We start from the raw sequence: 16,302 nt of genomic DNA on the forward strand, positions 1-16,302 counted from the left end.
GAATTTTAGAGCTGGCAAGATTGGTAAAAGGCAATTTTTAAGTGAAAAAACTCGACAAAATCAATATTCTTTTGGTCGACGATAGTGAGCTCAATAATGAGGCGCTAAAAGAGCTTCTCGAACTTCATGGAGCGACGGTCGACACGGCTTTAAATGGTCAGCAATTGGTTGATACCTTACTTGCTAAGACCAAAGAGTTTGACATTGTCTTAACCGATGTCGACATGCCAGTGTTAACCGGAATTCAGGCGACTGAGATTATTAGGGAAAATGATGATTTTGAGTCGTTGCCGATTGTAGCCATTACCGGAAATGCCAAACCTGAGAATCAATGGGCGTGCTTTAAAGCTGGAATGAATGGTCACATAGCAAAACCTATAGATCTTCACAAGTTGTGCGAGCTGATCTTGACTCTTCTTAGCTCAAAAGAGTTAGGTAACGTTCATGAATCGATTCCAGCGCAACCTAACAACGGCAAAGGTTTAAAGCAGCAAATACTTGAACGATTCGATAACAATGTGGAACTTATTGAACGTCTGTTAGCTCTTTACGAAGAAGAGTTCGACAAGCAACTGAAGTGTTTGAAAAAGGCAAAAGACCTGCAGTCCACACGCTCTATTTTGCATGCGATAAAAGGCATTTCTGCAACAATGGGGATGGTGGATGTGCTTGCTCAAGTTAATAGTATAGCGGCCTCTGAGCTACATAATGAATTACCACGCTCAAAGATGGTTGAAAAGATTCAAACCTTATCGAAAGTAAACGCAGAAAACGTCAGTTTACTCAAATCAATGTTAAAACTTAGCGATTATAACGCGATGAGTTCAAAACTGGTGCTGGATGATTCCGTGTTGACACAAGATGAATGCAAGGAAATTAAACTGATGCTCAAGCAGAACGACTTGAGTGTCATCTCTTACATTAAGAAGATTAGAAATCAGCGCCCAGACAATGCCTTCATCGAACAATTGTTTTTATATGCAGATCAACTCAGATTTAAAAAAGCATTGAGCTTAATTGATCCGGAGTAGAAAATGAGCTTCAAGTGCAAGGTGAGTACTAATGAAAAATAAGATCATCAATGTAAACAGTATTACGCAACGAAAACCTGTATTGCTGGTTGCTGACGACCAACCACTTATCGTAAGGCAGCTGTATGAAATATTTCAGGATGACTTTCACGTATTTATGGCCAGCACAGGGGTGAAATGTCTAGAAATGGCAGGGGAATTACTACCTGACATTATTTTGCTTGATATAAATATGCCAGAGATGGACGGTTACGAGACGTGTGACAAATTGAAAACGAATGCTGCCACGTCACATATCCCAGTTATTTTTATTACATCAAATTTAGAGGAGGAGGATGAGGTCAAGGGTTTCGAGGCTGGTGCCATCGACTTCATTCGTAAACCTATTAATGCGACTATCACTTGGGCACGCACCCAAAGCCATGTAGAAGTAAAACGCCAAGCTGATTTACTGCGCTCGTTAGCATTAATCGACGGCTTAACAGGAGTGTGTAACCGATATCAATTTGACGAGCGTTTTGGATTGGACTGGTTATCTTGCGCGAGAGCCAAAGTGCCGCTGTCTTTGCTGATGATAGATGTCGATAATTTTAAGCAATTTAATGACGAATTTGGTCATGTCGCTGGCGATGAGTGTCTAAAAAGTATAGCCAAAAGAATCGCAACAACCGTACATCGTCCTGATGATTTGGTAGCGCGCTATGGCGGAGAAGAATTTGTTTGTGTCTTACCAGACACCGATGCAATAGGCGCAAGTAAGATAGCCGAAGATATACGCAAATTGATAGAAGGAACCCCTATCGAATTCGTCGACGAACACGGGGTGACTAAATCTGAAGATATCACCGTTAGTATTGGGGGGCATTCACTGCAACCAAAGCGCGGTGAAAGTGTTGAGAAATTAATTCAACTGGCTGATCAAGAATTGTATCGCGCAAAAAATTCCGGTAAGAACCAAGTTTGCGTAACGGCTCAGGTAAACTGATGCTGTAGTGGCATACGGTTCAATAGTTGACGTTAACTGATGGCTATGAAAGTAACGTTAATGGATTGGCCGTTAGTTTGTCTACCCAAAACATAACGTTAACAAGGTGTAAGTTGGCGCATCTTTAAATGAATAAAACTCTAGACTAACGTAACTTAACGAATATCGATTAAGATCCTACTTAATTTAATCATTAGTTTGCGAAGTTGTACGGGCGGACATCGCAAGCCTCACTAAGGGTAGTTTTCCTTGCCTCTCATAACCAACGATAGTTGCCCAAGTTAAGCCGGAAATAGTTGATTATAACGTGCACAAGCCAGTCATAATCAACTAAGTGGTTAAATAGTTCGAAAAATGGGTGTTAAACGGTTGGCCCTCTACCACGAATGGCGTTAACTGCAAGGGATAAGGTGATGGGTAAAATAAGTAAGAAAAAAAGACTTTGAATTATAAGATCTATTGACTCTGTGCTTATTCCCACGGTTGCTATTGTCGCTAAGGTAATGACTGTCATCAAACCTACTGCCCACTTAAACATCATACTGACTCCTTAAGTTATACTTCATTGTTTTTGACTAATAGAGCGTTAATGCAAATCTGTATTTAAGACAAAGAGCAGTTTTCATGCCATTGAAATGACGATTTTAAACTATTGATATATAAGAAGATTAATTTCTATTACAAAACTCGAAGAGACAATCACTGAGGTTGTTGTGAATGAATTACAATCCAGTAAGAAAAAATTACGCTTAAGGTGATGAATTACGTGTAAGTATTTGGGTGAAGAATCACCGCCTAAAGTAAAAGGAGTCGCGGACGTTTAATGGTCGCGTTGGCCCTTGGCCCCAGGGCTATGAGATTTAGACTTAAATAGTGGTGATCTGAGTCGTGTCGTGGAAAATATTGACGCGGTTTCTGCCAGCCGCCTTTGCGGTGTAAAGAGCGGCATCGGCTTGTTCAATTAGACGCTTAGGTTTCATTTTAGCGTCTGGCTGAACACTGGCTACACCAATACTCGCTGTCACGGGTAACTCTCTGCCATTGAGTACAAAGGGAGTTTCTTCAATTTTTCGACGCAGCATTTCAGCTATCGCAGGCGCTTCGCTTTTTCCACTTTCTAACAGCAACAGCACGAACTCTTCACCACCAAAGCGGGCAACCAAGTCTGTTTTCCTTTTTCCAGCCTTATCTAACGTAGTGGCGATATGGATCAAACAGGCATCGCCAACCAAATGGCCATAATTATCATTGAAGGATTTAAAGTGATCGATATCAATTAACAAAACGGTTACTGTCAGGTTTAGGCGTGTTGCATAATCCCACTGCTTTTCTAATTCAGAATTAAAGTATCCGCGATTATATATAGTGGTTAGCGCATCAATTTTACTTTGCTTTTCTAATTCAGAATTCTGCTCATCAAGTTTTAACTCTATCTCAAACGAACGAATATATTCCTTGGAAGAGCGAACGCCGATCATGGCAATAAATCCATAATACGCGGCTATCATCCCAGCAAAAGGCAACTTACCTTCGATTACCAACCCCATTATAATTGATGGACCAAGCAGAATCGTTAAATTGGTTAACGCAAATTTAATCCTAGGAATAAGGGCAACCACTGCCCCGCTGCATATCCCCCCGATTGCCAACATGGTCACATGCAGGATGGGGGTAAAACGTTCATCGTAAATAGAAAGTACGAAAAAAATGCTCAATATGCAGGCATGGCATCCTGATAATAAAAAAAACATTCCCCGCCATAATCGAGCAGAATAACCATAAATACGTTCTGCAAAGACGTGATGAACTGCGCGTAACAGACTAACGATTAACATGCTAAGCGCAAAAATCACACTCAACTCAGGTTGCAGCTGATAAAAGTCAAATGGCCAAAAAACCACGGGCATGACAATCGCGTACAAAAAGATCCCTGTCTTGGCGCGGCTCAACATGTCCATATCGATTCGGTATTGAATTTTTTCGTCTTTATCAATCAATCGTTAATACGCCATAATGGAAACAAGGAAGTTGAATTAAAATACTAATAACAAAGTGCGCAAATAGCTAGTTACTTCTTTGCTAAATGAGACCTACCAATATTCATCGCATGCTAACAAATATACTAGTTGCTAAAAATTTAAAATCAATTTATTCAATTAGTTGGATTCAACTCTACTCACAAAGTGATAGCTGCATACCTCCATTAACTGCCACATATATTTCGACAATTTGATAATCTCTTTGGACAAGAAGGAGAGTTAAGATGTTGTCGAATTTTAGTACACTGCTCGAAATGGCCAATGAACAGCCGGATCCACAACGGCTACTTTTTCTATTCGCTAGTGCCAAGACCACCAAGAAAAGTCGCAAACAAGACGATAAAAAAGGCACGATTGAACCCACTATGGTTGTGGATAAACTACCTGAAGAAATAAGTAACTTTTCAGCGTTAGTGAGCGAAGCAGATTGCGTGAATAAAAATTGGGATTTCGTGTTTATTGCTAGCCTAGGTGGTGAACTCAAAAAAGCGCCTAGTAGCGAAGATGCTGAACCTTACTTAAATAAGATGACCGATGATATTATGACCGGCAGTAATATCATGCAATACGTGGTGTTTGACCGAGATGAGAATCCAATAGAGCTCACCGCTGGTTAGCCCCCTCCTGAAGCGTTACCTTTAACGGCTAGAAGTAACGCCTAATTTTTGTTTTGTTTTATATGGCAGCGACTGCTCACATGTTGCTCTGTCCCTCACGTCTAGGTATTTCACTGCTCGGTTGGGATAGAGCTAACTCGAGGTTGAAAACAAAATAACGACAAGCACCAACATAACCACCCAAAATGCCGACATTAACTGCCAAAATATTAAGCCTCGACTTTGCTGTACCACAGGATCATCTTGCAAAAATACGGGATTGGGCTGCGTCACATCATCCACAAAATCTTGTAATCTGGTATAGCGATTAGCGAGGTCAAAGCTGACGCCTTTTTCCAATGCGCGGTCGAACCACACTGGAATAATGGGGTTATAGCTGCTAGCCGGCACATAACGAAGCTTGTCGAAATCAAGAGAATGAGCACACTGCTCAATTTTCTCACCATAAGGCAAGTGGCCGGTGAACAATTCATAGGTGATAGTCGCTAGCGCATAGATATCCCCCTGAACACCTGTGTTTTTGCCTTGCAAGTAATGAGGATCTGAATAACTAGCAGTGCCTAGTGCACCTAAATGTTCGAGTGGAATGAATATTTCCGCTATTCCTGCGACAAACACCGAGCCAAAATCGATCACTTTGATGTTCATATCGTCATCAATAATAATATTGCTCGGTTTTAAGTCTTGATGAATAGTTTCTGACCGATGAAAAGCAGCTAACGCCTGAGCAATTTGTTTAACAATGCCAATAGCTTTTTTAGGCGTTGGCAACGGATTTTCTTGCATCCATCGATCCAGCGAGATCCCTGGCACGTACTCCATCAAATAGTACAGGCAGGTTCGGTCCCTATGTTGGCTGATAATATTGACCACTCGAGGGCTACTGATGCGCTTGCCAATCCATTCTTCTTGAATGAAGCGGTCTATATAATGTACATCATCCTGAAAGTTTATTGACGGCGTTTTCATCACCATTTGCTGTTGGCTTTGTATATCGGTGATTAAGTAAACTTGACTACGACTGCTGGCAAAGAGTTCTTTATCAATGCGATAGCCGTCCAATTTCATGCCGGGCGCAAGATCTGGTGGAAACGGCAATCGAGTTAACTTTGCGTTCAGATCGTCGCGACTCTCTTCTGGTAAATTGATGATCTGGGCAATCGCACAACTGATATTGTCATCACTGTTAGCCTGTTGCGCTAGCGCTATCAATTGGTCACACATATTCTGAATGCTGACATTGGAACTCAATACACGCGCTAGCGATTCTTGAGAGACAAAATCATGTATGCCGTCCGTGCTTAACAACAACAAGTCGCCCTGTTCCGAGACCGATTTTCCGTAATCAATTTGCAATACGTTGTCCATGCCCACGGCCCGTGACAGGATATTTTTGCCGCCACCAAGGTTAACCGTATGGTCTCGGGTCAATTGAGTCAGTTCATTTTGCCTAAATCGATACAAACGTGAGTCGCCTGCGTGAAAAAAATGTGTAGTACAAGATTTAAGCACCACTGCGGTGAAGGTGCATAAAAAACCTTTTTCTTGCTGGGTAAAGGCATGGCTCTTTTTAAATAAATTGAGGTTGATGCTGGATAAGGTTTTTTGACCTGCGTGCTTGACTGACCATGTATCTGGCGTACGAAAGTACTCGGTTAGAAATGTTTCGACGCTATATTGACTCGCTTGTTTCCCTGCTTCGGCACTGCTAACTCCATCGGCTATCACTACACAAACACCTTTGTTGACAAGATCATGGTCATTATCCGGTACCTGAGTATTTACCGCATCTTCATTAACAGGTTTAAGCCCTGCAATTGAAGCGCACGCCATCTCAACATGCAGTGCTGTAGATTGATTAGGTTGCTCTTGCAATGCTTTGGTCATTACACTTCTCAAATGGCGATTAAATACACTTAGGGGCTCTTAAAATAAGCTCCTCTAATTTGCAGATAGACTAGCTTACGTCAATCATATGCACACTGCCATCAGCTGCCACCTCAGCAATTTGGCCTCTTGGCTCATCTAAAAACCAACATGCACAAAATATTACTATTGCAGAAAGGCTTATTATTAAAAAGAAGGTGCTGTAATCGACAAATGACAATACGGTAAGATAAGTCACACCACCAACATTACCATAAGCACCGGTCATGCCGGCTATTTGTCCTGTCATACGACGTTTCACCAAAGGCACAATAGCAAATACTGCGCCCTCGCCGGCTTGTACAAAGAACGAACACACCATCGTTGAGGCGACTGCGACTGGGATCCACCAAGTTCCGTTTATTTGACTCAGCATAAAATAACCAACCGACAAGCCACCAATCAAGATCAACAAGCTTTTACGTCTACCAACTTTATCTGAAAACCAGCCTCCAGTAGGACGTGCAATCAAGTTCATAAAAGCAAAGCCGGCAGCCAGTAATCCCGCTTTAACAGGATCTAGGCCAACAAAGGTATCTAGAAAAAACAGTGGAAGCATTGACACTACGGCTAACTCAGAGCCGAAAGTCACAAAATAGGCAACACTGAGAATAGCGACTTGTTTAAATTTGTATTTCTCCAATTCAGGCACGCCATGCGCTAGATTTTCTTTATTTACCTTATGGATTTGACTTGTTTGTAGAATAAATAACACGCCAAGCGCGCCCCACAAACTGTACATAGCTACATCATCAAATAAATTGACACCGGCTGGCGATAATTTCCACGCCAGTACGCCCAATGCCAAATACATGGGCACATTAGTCGCCAGATAAAAGAAATAATCTCCTTTACTGGTGACTTCTAAACCACCTGATTTTTTCGGTTTGAAATAGGTTGATCCTTTTGGCGTATTGCGCGCCTGGGTAAAATAGAAGACGCCGTAGAGGAGCGTAAACAAACCAGTTAACGCCAAAGCATAACGCCAACCATCATCACCGCCAAATAACATCGCAATAGTGGGTAATGTCATGGCGCCAGCGGCAGAGCCAAAATTTCCCCATCCCCCATAAATCCCTTCTGCTATCCCCACTTGTTTTGCCGGAAACCATTCGCCAACCATGCGAATACCAATCACAAAGCCAGCACCAACAAAACCAAGCAAAAACCGGAATAAGGCTAATTGGGCATAGCTATCAGCCATCGCAAAGCCGAAGCAGATAAATGAAGAGCTGATCAATAGGCCACTGTAGACATGACGCGGACCAAACTTATCCACCAGCATCCCTACCACTATGCGCGCAGGGATAGTCAGTGCGACATTCAAAATAAGTAACGCTTTGACTTGCTCCGTACTTAAATCAAAGGCCTCCTTGATAAACACCATCAAAGGCGCATGGCTAAACCACACTAGAAACGAAAGGAAAAAGGCGAACCAAGTTATATGCAGTGTTTTGATTTTAGGATCTCTAATATCAAACAGGTTTAGTTTGCTATGGGTGGACATTTCACACTCCTACTGTGCCCATGGCACGCTCGTAATTGTTTTGAATAGTAAACATAGTGACATGCTTTTCGAGCTTGTATTAGTGCTAAAAAGTGTCGGAATGTGCAGATTGAAAAGGGCTTAACTCTTAAGTGGTAACGGGTCTTAAGCTCACAATCCGCATAGGTTCTGAACACACTACTCAATAGTGGGTAGTCCAAATAGTTGAAAAAGAAATTAGCAACTAGTTGGAGATATAGAGAACTGAATTAGCAAGCGCTATAGTTAACCGCAACTGCGATTAACAGAGTGACAATAAAGATTGGAAACTACGATTCAAAAAGGACGGTCGACCCGTGCGCTAATCATGGCTACGATAGCCTTTGCAGTGAATTTTTCGGTCTGGACGTTATATTCGGTGATGAGTATTGAGTTAAAACTCAGATTAGGATTATCTGGGACTCAAATGGGCATACTACTGTCGGCTCCTATCATCACAGGTGCATTGTTAAGATTGCCGATAGGCATTTTATGTGAGCGATATTCAAGCAAAGTACTGTTTGTAATCCAAATGTTTGTTGTTGTGCCCCCCTTATTCCTATTGCCCGCGGTAGATAGTTTTGGCGGTTATTTAATCGTAGGCTTGTTAATCGGCATTTCGGGGGTGTCTTTCACCATTGGGATCCGCTATCTCACAGATTGGTTCAAAAGTACGGAACAAGGCACCGCAATGGGGGTGTTTGGTGCCGGAAACGCAGGAGCCGCCATTAGCCTGATTGTGGTTCCCTATATTAATGATGTGTGGGGGTGGCATTACATAGGGCCGACTTACAGTATTTTAGTGCTTATTACCTGTTTAGCGTTTTGGTTTATCGCCCCAAACGCGCCGCACTATCAAAGCAATGCTAAACCCAAGGATTTTGCTTTTTTTACTAAACCCTTGAAACAAGCGAAGGTCTGGCGTTTTGGCCTGTATTACTACTTTGTCTTTGGTAGTTTTTTGGCGTTAATCCTTTGGCTTCCTCAATACTACGTCAACGCTTATACGTTGCCATTCAATCAAGCCATGGCCTTGACCCTGTTATTTGTGATTAGCTCAAGCATGGCAAGAGCCGCTGGCGGCTGGTTTGCTGATCGGTTTGGCGCCCGTAATGTCAATTGGAGCGTATTTTGGATTTGTCTGATATGTCTGTTTTTCCTGAGCTACCCACCGACGACTATGACCATTCATGGAGTAGATAAAGACGTTAATCTATCAATTGAATTAAATGTTTGGATTTTCACGCTTTTGCTATTGATTATTGGTCTTGCGCAAGGGTTTGGCAGGGCAAGTGTGTATAAGCTTATTAATGATTACTACCCAGAACAAATGGGCAGCGTTGGTGGCCTCGTGGCCATGCTAGGTGCACTTGGTGGCTGCACGTTACCCGTGTTATTTGGTTTGGCCGTTGATTGGGTTGGCGTATATAGCGCTTGTTTTATGCTGTTGTATGGAGTCTTAGCAGTTTGCATGTTGCTGATGCATTTAGCGATTAAACGGGAGCGTTATATGCAACGTGTTGCTAATGCAAAGCAATTTAATTTTTTAGATCAGGACGAATGAGATGTTAAATATAACTGACCTGCAACAAGAACAAGCAATCACGCCTATTTTACGACTTGGCTTCCGCCCGTTTTTCCTGTTCGGCAGTGTTTTTGCGCTAGTCGCGATGAGTTGCTGGGTGTTGCTTTTAACTGGCACCATTGAATTGTCGCCATTCAACGGCGCAACATGGTGGCACAGTCATGAAATGCTCTTTGGTTTTGTTCCCGCCATTGTCGCTGGTTTTTTGTTAACGGCGGTACAAACTTGGACGAGTATTCCCAGTATAAAAGGAACAAAGCTGTTTGGTTTATTGCTGGTCTGGTTAACCGCTAGGATCCTGTTATTAGCTAGCCCAAATCTTTCAATTGCGATTATTATGGCGATAGATTTAGCTTTTTTACCCCTTACGGCCTATTTCTTAGCTGCCCCCATTATCAAGATTAAGCAATATCGCAACATGATATTTATACCCGTGTTGCTGTTGATGACAGTGGCAAATGCACTTACTTATTTACCACAATTTGGCTATTCAGCCTCTTTATCTGCGCAAGGCATGCATAGCATGGTGCTGTTAACCACCTTTTTAGTGGCCTTTTTAGGTGGACGTGTAATCCCAATGTTCACCGCGAATGGCACTCAAACACCAAAAGTAATGCCGATTAAATGGCTGGAAGCTTCGTCACTTGTCAGTTTAATTGTGTTATTGGTATTTTTTCTGAGCGGCTTCACACGATTCTCCGTAGTACTGGGTTGTTTATGTTTGATAAGTGCCCTACTAAACCTCATTCGCCAATTTCGCTGGCGCCCATGGGTCACATTGAACGCCCCATTAGTCTGGTCATTGCACTTTTCGATGTTATTTATTCCCGTTGGATTGACCTTGCTAGGATTGCACTTTCTGTTTGGTTTGCTCAGTTTAAGTACCGCTTTGCATAGTATTACGGTAGGTGCCATTGGCGGCATGATAGTAGCGATGACGTCACGTGTTTCCCTTGGCCATACGGGCAGAGTACTAGAGGTCGGCAGAACAATGCAGTTGGCGTTCATTGCCATCATTTTAGCGGCTTATGTTCGCAGTGTGTTAGTTGCCTTTTGGCCACAATACAGTGTGGAACTGTGGATCCTCTCCGCTGGACTTTGGTGTGTAACCTTTGCCTGCTTTATCGCATGTTACTTGCCAATACTCAGTGCTCCACGTGTCGACGGTCGACCAGGCTAATAAGAAATGAGTGGGAGTTTCACTAAAACAATATTGAAACTCCGATGAAACGATCATTCGCGGTATCTCCGATTGTACGTTTCGAATGCCCCTTAGGTAGTAGTTCCCCTAACCCTTTTTTACACACTCCATCTAATAATGGGTATACCACTGTTTTATAAGTGTTTTTTGCCTTGAAAAGCTTACAATACTGGCAAATAGTCAACGTAGGAAGACACCATGAAAACCCCTATCGCACTCGCTATCACTACCGCTTTAACGACTGGACTTACACTATCTCCCTGTGCGCAGGCTGATGGATTTAAAGATGTCCAACAAGCACTTAAAGACGGGCAAACTAATCTCATGCTGCGCTATCGCTATGAAAGAGTCGATCAAGATAACATTGATAAAACGGCTAATGCCTCGACGCTGCTGACTCGTTTGGGCTACAAAAGCGCCAGTATTAACGGTTTTTTTGGGCAAGTTGAAGTGGATAATGTGACTGCCATTGGCAATGAGAATTATAACAGTACAGTCAATGGTCATGTGCAATATCCTGTCGTCGCTGATCCAACAGATACAGACTTAAATCAAGCGTTTATCGGCTATAAAACTGACAATTTGCTCTTTACCGCCGGTCGTCAACAAATCAATCACAACGATCAACGATTTGTTGGTGGTGTGGGATGGCGGCAAAACGAACAAACCTACGACGGTTACCGACTGCAATATAACAGTGAATCGGGGCTAAGCGCCGAATACAGCTACGTTTACAATGTCAATCGCATCTTTGGACCTAATAGTGTAAATTCCGATTTGGGCGGTAATTTACATCTTTTCAATATCAAATATGCCATAGACGAACAGCACAAGATCACGGGTTTCATTTACGAATTAGACTTCGAAACCGCCAATGCGATTTCGACAAGAACCATTGGTACCCGTTATGAAGGCAATATTTCAGGTCTCAACATACTTGCATCCTATGCCAGACAATCCGACACAGGTGACAATCCCACCGTGTTTTCTACTGACTATCTCTCTTTTGAAGTTAGCGCCAAGCTTACTGAGGTAAACATTGCCATCGGTTATGCGTCGCTTGGCAGTGACAATGGACAGGGTTTTACTACCCCTCTGGCAACCTTACATAAATTTCAAGGTTTCACTGACAAATTCTTAAATACGCCAGCCAATGGCGTCAATGATCTCTACCTCAAGGCATCGGGAAAGTTAGGTAAACTAGGCCTGTCCGCCATTTGGCATAAGCTTGATTCGGATGTCGGCGCTATTCACTATGGCAGTGAAATTAACTTAGTTGCCAACTATCCGCTATATGACAAAGTTGGACTACTGATTAAATACGCCAATTACAGCGCCGATGGATTTTCTGTCGATACCAATAAGCTGTGGGGCATGCTTACCTTCAAGTTTTAGGTTAACCACACTTTATCGCCGGTCTTAGGAATAATTAGACCGGCGGTTTTTGCCATCATCTCAGCTCGTTGCACCTACTCACTTAGAGGTAACCCCTAAGCGCAATAACAAAAAACAGCACTATGGTTCACAATTAAGTCTACTGGATTAACAGACATGCAGCGTCGAATTTCGTGATTCTCCGCATAGGAACCTGTCCGAAATATTTAAAAGACCCGCTATTCAACCTAAGAAACCGACTTATCAAGGGTTAATTCGCTCAAACTGAAAAGGTGAAAAAGTGCAGTTACAAGATACTTTTGGAAGACGGTTCAATTACTTGCGACTTTCCATCACGGAAATGTGTAACTTCCGTTGCAACTATTGTCTGCCAAATGGTAACGACTGCGATACGCCAAAGGGCGGATTATCGTTAACTGAAATCAAAACCTTGGTCAGTGCATTCGCGGCCATGGGCACAACCAAAATCCGCATTACCGGTGGTGAGCCTGCTCTTAGAAAAGACTTAACGGACATCATTACACTTTGTAAACAAACTCCCGGAATTGAAAAAGTTGCCCTAACAACCAACGGCTTTTTATTAAATCGTGACATCAAAAAGTACACTCAGGCAGGACTCGATGCGATCAATGTCAGCGCCGATAGCTTAGATACTAGAATGTTTGCCGCGATCACGGGCAAAGAAAAGCTAGAAGATATTTTAGCGGGCATCGACAAAGCCATTAGTGCTGGTATGCACAGTGTCAAATTCAACACGGTTTTACTCAAGCAGTTTAACTACAAAGAGTTGGGTGGTTTTTTTGATTATTTAAAACACCATGCTGTGACATGGCGATTTATTGAATTAATGCAGACCGGTGACAATACTACATTTTTTGCTGACAACCATGTGCCGGGTAATCAGTTGAAATCGATTTTAATTAACCAGGGTTGGCAGCGCATCATGCGCAGCAAAGATGCCGGTCCAGCTCAAGAATTTAGCCACCCCGATTATCAAGGTAATATCGGCCTGATCATGCCTTACAGCAAAGATTTTTGTGACTCGTGCAACCGCCTTAGGGTGTCATCTCAGGGCAAACTGCACCTTTGTTTATTTGCTGAACAAGGCTTAGACATTCGCCATTTACTGGCCAGTGAAGATGTTGAGCAAGTCTGTGAGGCTATTATCGCGCATTTACAGGATAAGCGCGCTACCCACTACCTCAGTGAAGGTTATACAGGCGCGACTAAGCAACTTGCGATGTTAGGTGGTTAATATGAGTATCATAGGCGTAGTTCTATCTGGGGGCGCCTCTCGACGTATGGGCACCGATAAAGCATTATTAGAAATTGCACAGCAGTCGATGTTGGAGCGTGCCGTGCAAGTGCTCAAGCAAACCACGGTCACCAAGGTTGAGATCAGCAGAAACGGTCGCAACAAAGACTATATTAGCGACATCCTGCCGAACAAAGGTCCTCTGTCAGGGATCCATAGCGTCGCCATGCGCTTTCCTTACTCCGATTTGATTGTGCTACCGGTCGATTTACCGTTGATCAGTGTAAGTGCAATTCAGAGCCTAATAGATACGGGCATGACCGAGTGCCGCAACGTTCGATTTGCTAATCACAACCTACCGTTATATGTGCATAATTCTGCTCGTTTTAGACAAGCGATTGATTACACCCTACGCTGCACACAATCCTTTTCAGTAGAGCGGCTGTGTGAACATTTCCCACTGACCGAAATAGCCGTCACAGAGCCGTCTCAGCTGCTAAATACCAATACTCCAGAGCAGTGGCACAGCGCCTTGCAACTTATACCTCATAACCAAGTAAACTTAATTAATCAGGGATCACATGAGTCATTCAGATAAAGTATTTGAGGCGTTATCAATCGCGGTACTGACCGTGTCTGATACCCGAGATAAAAAGACCGATACTTCTGGTCTTTATCTGGCCACCAGCGCCACTGATGCTGGTCATCAAGTCACCCATCGAGACATTGTTATTGATGATATTTACCAAATCAGGGCATTAGTGTCGGGTTATATCGCTGATCCAAACATACAGGCAGTCCTGATTACGGGGGGAACTGGCTTTACACAGCGTGATTCGACGCCTGAGGCACTTACTCCGCTATTTGATAAAGAAGTTGAAGGATTTGGCGAGCTGTTTAGGTTTCTTTCCTATCAGGAAATCGGCACCTCAACAATTCAATCCAGAGCCATAGCTGGACTGGCAAATGGCACGGTTATTTTTTGCCTTCCTGGATCAACTGGAGCATGCAAAACAGCGTGGACAGGCATTATTCAAGCACAGTTAAATGGTGCTCAAGGCCCTTGTAATTTTACCCCACACTTAACTAGCTCATCTCCGTGCACGAGTCGCCAGCCGTGAGTGCTGCTAACGCGATGCATACGGGTTTGAGTCATGTTGATGAATCAGGTAAAGCCAACATGGTTGACGTTACACTCAAGCAAGAGACTATGAGACAAGCTATTGCTCAAGGTGCTGTTTCGGTCTCCTCTGAGGTGTTAGTACAAATTCAAAAAAATCAACTGATAAAGGGCGATGTGCTCAGTGTTGCCAGAATCGCCGGTATTCAAGCGGCCAAGAAATGTGCCGATCTCATCCCCTTGTGCCACCCGCTGTTATTAACAAAAGTGCAGATAGATTTCGAGCTTGATGTCATAGAAAGCCAAGTTTCCATCACCTGTTTATGCAAACTTAAAGGCAATACAGGCATTGAAATGGAGGCCCTTACTGGGGTTTCAGTTGCCGCATTGACCATATTTGATATGTGCAAGGCACTCGACCCTTCGATGACAATCCACTCGATTCGCGTGTTAGAAAAAAAAGGTGGAAAAACAGGAGATTGGCAGAGGACAAAGACATGATACAAATTAAATTTTTTGCAATGTTACGGGAGCGAATTGGCCTTGCGACACTGAACTTTGAGTATGCAGGAGAAAAAACCGTCGCTGAGATTAAACAACAACTTGTCAGTAAAGGAGCTCAGTGGCAAGTGCTAGCGGAACAAGAGGTATTGTGCGCAGTCAATCAAACCTTGTGCGGGCCAGAGTCCAAAGTTAATGACGGTGACGAAATTGCCTTTTTCCCCCCTGTCACAGGAGGCTAGACATGATCAGCATTCAAAAGCAAGATTTCGATCACTGCAGCGAGTATAACCAACTTCGAGATAACGCTGACAGTGATGGCGCGATAGTGACATTTACTGGGTTGGTGCGCGATTTTAATCAAGATGGGTCGGTGTCAATTATTGATATAGAGCACTACCCTGGAATGACCGAAAAGTCGCTAATGAGTATTTGCTCAGAGGCCAGAAATCGCTGGCAACTGGGGCAAGTTAAAGTGATTCATCGCATTGGCCCAATCGCAGCAACGGAGCAAATCGTGTTTGTCGGTGTCTCCGCCAAGCATCGAAAAGATGCATTCAATGCCTGTGAATTTATTATCGACTATCTCAAGACCAGCGCGCCATTTTGGAAACAAGAAGGCACGCCAACGGGCATGAAGTGGGTTAAAAGCAACACATCGGATACTGAAGCCATGACACGCTGGTTTGGTTAATTAGGATTGATTATTGGATTGCGAAAAAACGAAGCTTCGCGTAAATCTCTTGTTAAGACGTCGATGGTCTAGTCCAAATAAATCCCAAAACGGCCGCTATGGTAATGCCTATAATGGCTCTGATTGCGTTATGTTGGATGATAAATATCATCGGATAAGCAATCAGGATCAGCATGGTTGAGGTCGCGATACACTTTGTTTTTAAGCGAATGACTCCGTGTTTCTCCCAATCTAAAATAATCGGCCCCAAATACGGATTAGACAATAATTGATTATGTAAATAGACCGAGCTTTTTGAAAAGCAAAATGCCGCTAGCAATAAAAACGGAGTCGTTGGCAGCAGTGGCAGCGCAATACCGACAACGCCAAGCACCACAAAAAGCCATCCAAGAGACAGGTATAAGGTGCGTTGTATATGTTTGAGCATG

The 16,302-nt window shown here is 43.1% G+C and carries 17 protein-coding genes; 12 read left to right on the top strand and 5 right to left on the bottom strand.

Annotated elements, in window-relative coordinates; translation table 11 throughout:
* Nucleotides 1–41 precede the first annotated feature (41 nt).
* Nucleotides 42–1,031: a response regulator gene (locus ABD036_RS16155; protein ID WP_343861788.1), complete on the top strand. Its 990-nt coding sequence runs from the start codon at nucleotides 42–44 to the stop codon at nucleotides 1,029–1,031.
* A gap of 31 nt (nucleotides 1,032–1,062) precedes the next feature.
* Entirely contained in the window at nucleotides 1,063–2,016 is a 954-nt protein-coding gene (locus ABD036_RS16160) for a diguanylate cyclase (protein ID WP_343861790.1), read from the top strand.
* Nucleotides 2,017–2,377: 361 nt separating this feature from the next.
* Here the strand turns inward: ABD036_RS16160 and ABD036_RS16165 are convergent, their stop codons facing one another.
* Nucleotides 2,378–2,557, bottom strand: coding sequence for a hypothetical protein (locus ABD036_RS16165; RefSeq protein ID WP_343861792.1), 180 nt, complete (start codon nucleotides 2,555–2,557; stop codon nucleotides 2,378–2,380).
* 325 nt (nucleotides 2,558–2,882) lie between these two features.
* A complete protein-coding gene (locus tag ABD036_RS16170) occupies nucleotides 2,883–4,013 on the bottom strand; it encodes a GGDEF domain-containing protein (RefSeq protein WP_343861794.1) in 1,131 nt (376 codons plus the stop codon).
* 266 nt (nucleotides 4,014–4,279) lie between these two features.
* Here ABD036_RS16170 and ABD036_RS16175 point away from each other — a divergent pair, with 266 nt between their 5' ends.
* Nucleotides 4,280–4,672 carry a ribonucleotide reductase subunit alpha gene (locus ABD036_RS16175; RefSeq protein WP_343861796.1) on the top strand — a complete coding sequence of 131 codons (393 nt, stop codon included), beginning with the start codon at nucleotides 4,280–4,282 and terminating at the stop codon, nucleotides 4,670–4,672.
* 132 nt (nucleotides 4,673–4,804) lie between these two features.
* Here the strand turns inward: ABD036_RS16175 and ABD036_RS16180 are convergent, their stop codons facing one another.
* Nucleotides 4,805–6,559 carry a bifunctional protein-serine/threonine kinase/phosphatase gene (locus tag ABD036_RS16180; RefSeq protein WP_343861798.1) on the bottom strand — a complete coding sequence of 585 codons (1,755 nt, stop codon included), beginning with the start codon at nucleotides 6,557–6,559 and terminating at the stop codon, nucleotides 4,805–4,807.
* A 70-nt stretch (nucleotides 6,560–6,629) separates the two neighbouring features.
* Nucleotides 6,630–8,105 (bottom strand): NarK family nitrate/nitrite MFS transporter, encoded by a 1,476-nt coding sequence (locus ABD036_RS16185; protein ID WP_343861800.1) that lies wholly within the window; start codon nucleotides 8,103–8,105, stop codon nucleotides 6,630–6,632.
* Between the two features lie 346 nt (nucleotides 8,106–8,451).
* On the opposite strand from ABD036_RS16185, the gene ABD036_RS16190 reads away from it, so the two are divergent.
* The 9 genes from ABD036_RS16190 (at nucleotide 8,452) to moaE (ending at nucleotide 15,874) form a co-directional block, all read left to right on the top strand.
* Entirely contained in the window at nucleotides 8,452–9,687 is a 1,236-nt protein-coding gene (locus ABD036_RS16190; protein WP_343861802.1) for an MFS transporter, read from the top strand.
* A 1-nt stretch (nucleotide 9,688) separates the two neighbouring features.
* On the top strand, nucleotides 9,689–10,888 hold the full coding sequence (locus ABD036_RS16195; protein ID WP_343861804.1) for an NnrS family protein: 1,200 nt from the start codon (nucleotides 9,689–9,691) through the stop codon (nucleotides 10,886–10,888).
* 219 nt (nucleotides 10,889–11,107) lie between these two features.
* The gene (locus tag ABD036_RS16200; RefSeq protein WP_343861806.1) at nucleotides 11,108–12,304 is read left to right on the top strand and encodes an alginate export family protein; all 1,197 of its coding nucleotides are present in this window, start codon (nucleotides 11,108–11,110) and stop codon (nucleotides 12,302–12,304) included.
* Nucleotides 12,305–12,584: 280 nt separating this feature from the next.
* Nucleotides 12,585–13,559 (top strand): GTP 3',8-cyclase MoaA, encoded by a 975-nt coding sequence (gene moaA / locus ABD036_RS16205; protein ID WP_343861808.1) that lies wholly within the window; start codon nucleotides 12,585–12,587, stop codon nucleotides 13,557–13,559.
* Between the two features lies 1 nt (nucleotide 13,560).
* Entirely contained in the window at nucleotides 13,561–14,157 is a 597-nt protein-coding gene (gene mobA, locus ABD036_RS16210) for a molybdenum cofactor guanylyltransferase (RefSeq protein WP_343861811.1), read from the top strand.
* Nucleotides 14,141–14,680 carry a molybdenum cofactor biosynthesis protein B gene (gene moaB, locus ABD036_RS16215; protein WP_343861814.1) on the top strand — a complete coding sequence of 180 codons (540 nt, stop codon included), beginning with the start codon at nucleotides 14,141–14,143 and terminating at the stop codon, nucleotides 14,678–14,680. The genes mobA and moaB overlap by 17 nt, the downstream gene beginning before the upstream one ends.
* A 14-nt stretch (nucleotides 14,681–14,694) precedes the next feature.
* Nucleotides 14,695–15,180, top strand: a complete 486-nt coding sequence (gene moaC / locus ABD036_RS16220) for a cyclic pyranopterin monophosphate synthase MoaC (RefSeq protein WP_343861961.1) — start codon at nucleotides 14,695–14,697, stop codon at nucleotides 15,178–15,180.
* Nucleotides 15,177–15,422 (top strand): molybdopterin converting factor subunit 1, encoded by a 246-nt coding sequence (gene moaD / locus ABD036_RS16225; protein ID WP_343861816.1) that lies wholly within the window; start codon nucleotides 15,177–15,179, stop codon nucleotides 15,420–15,422. Before moaC ends, moaD begins: the two co-directional genes overlap by 4 nt.
* A 2-nt stretch (nucleotides 15,423–15,424) precedes the next feature.
* On the top strand, nucleotides 15,425–15,874 hold the full coding sequence (gene moaE / locus ABD036_RS16230) for a molybdopterin synthase catalytic subunit MoaE (RefSeq protein WP_343861817.1): 450 nt from the start codon (nucleotides 15,425–15,427) through the stop codon (nucleotides 15,872–15,874).
* 52 nt (nucleotides 15,875–15,926) lie between these two features.
* On the opposite strand, the gene ABD036_RS16235 is transcribed toward moaE, so the two are convergent.
* On the bottom strand, nucleotides 15,927–16,301 hold the full coding sequence (locus tag ABD036_RS16235; RefSeq protein WP_343861819.1) for a YbaN family protein: 375 nt from the start codon (nucleotides 16,299–16,301) through the stop codon (nucleotides 15,927–15,929).
* Nucleotide 16,302: the final 1 nt, after the last annotated feature.

This window comes from Aliiglaciecola litoralis, from assembly GCF_039523355.1.
Classification (GTDB): Bacteria; Pseudomonadota; Gammaproteobacteria; order Enterobacterales; family Alteromonadaceae; genus Aliiglaciecola; species Aliiglaciecola litoralis.

Excerpts from the sequence above, each read along its gene's own strand:
- moaE (WP_343861817.1), top strand. The coding sequence starts at position 15,425 with ATGATCAGCATTCAAAAGCAAGATTTCGATCACTGCAGCGAGTATAAC.
- ABD036_RS16200 (WP_343861806.1), top strand. The coding sequence starts at position 11,108 with ATGAAAACCCCTATCGCACTCGCTATCACTACCGCTTTAACGACTGGA.
- moaB (WP_343861814.1), top strand. The coding sequence starts at position 14,141 with ATGAGTCATTCAGATAAAGTATTTGAGGCGTTATCAATCGCGGTACTG.
- ABD036_RS16195 (WP_343861804.1), top strand. The coding sequence starts at position 9,689 with ATGTTAAATATAACTGACCTGCAACAAGAACAAGCAATCACGCCTATT.
- ABD036_RS16235 (WP_343861819.1), bottom strand. The coding sequence starts at position 16,301 with ATGCTCAAACATATACAACGCACCTTATACCTGTCTCTTGGATGGCTT.
- ABD036_RS16160 (WP_343861790.1), top strand. The coding sequence starts at position 1,063 with ATGAAAAATAAGATCATCAATGTAAACAGTATTACGCAACGAAAACCT.
- ABD036_RS16175 (WP_343861796.1), top strand. The coding sequence starts at position 4,280 with ATGTTGTCGAATTTTAGTACACTGCTCGAAATGGCCAATGAACAGCCG.
- moaC (WP_343861961.1), top strand. The coding sequence starts at position 14,695 with ATGCATACGGGTTTGAGTCATGTTGATGAATCAGGTAAAGCCAACATG.
- moaD (WP_343861816.1), top strand. The coding sequence starts at position 15,177 with ATGATACAAATTAAATTTTTTGCAATGTTACGGGAGCGAATTGGCCTT.
- ABD036_RS16185 (WP_343861800.1), bottom strand. The coding sequence starts at position 8,105 with ATGTCCACCCATAGCAAACTAAACCTGTTTGATATTAGAGATCCTAAA.
- ABD036_RS16190 (WP_343861802.1), top strand. The coding sequence starts at position 8,452 with ATGGCTACGATAGCCTTTGCAGTGAATTTTTCGGTCTGGACGTTATAT.
- ABD036_RS16165 (WP_343861792.1), bottom strand. The coding sequence starts at position 2,557 with ATGATGTTTAAGTGGGCAGTAGGTTTGATGACAGTCATTACCTTAGCG.
- ABD036_RS16180 (WP_343861798.1), bottom strand. The coding sequence starts at position 6,559 with ATGACCAAAGCATTGCAAGAGCAACCTAATCAATCTACAGCACTGCAT.
- mobA (WP_343861811.1), top strand. The coding sequence starts at position 13,561 with ATGAGTATCATAGGCGTAGTTCTATCTGGGGGCGCCTCTCGACGTATG.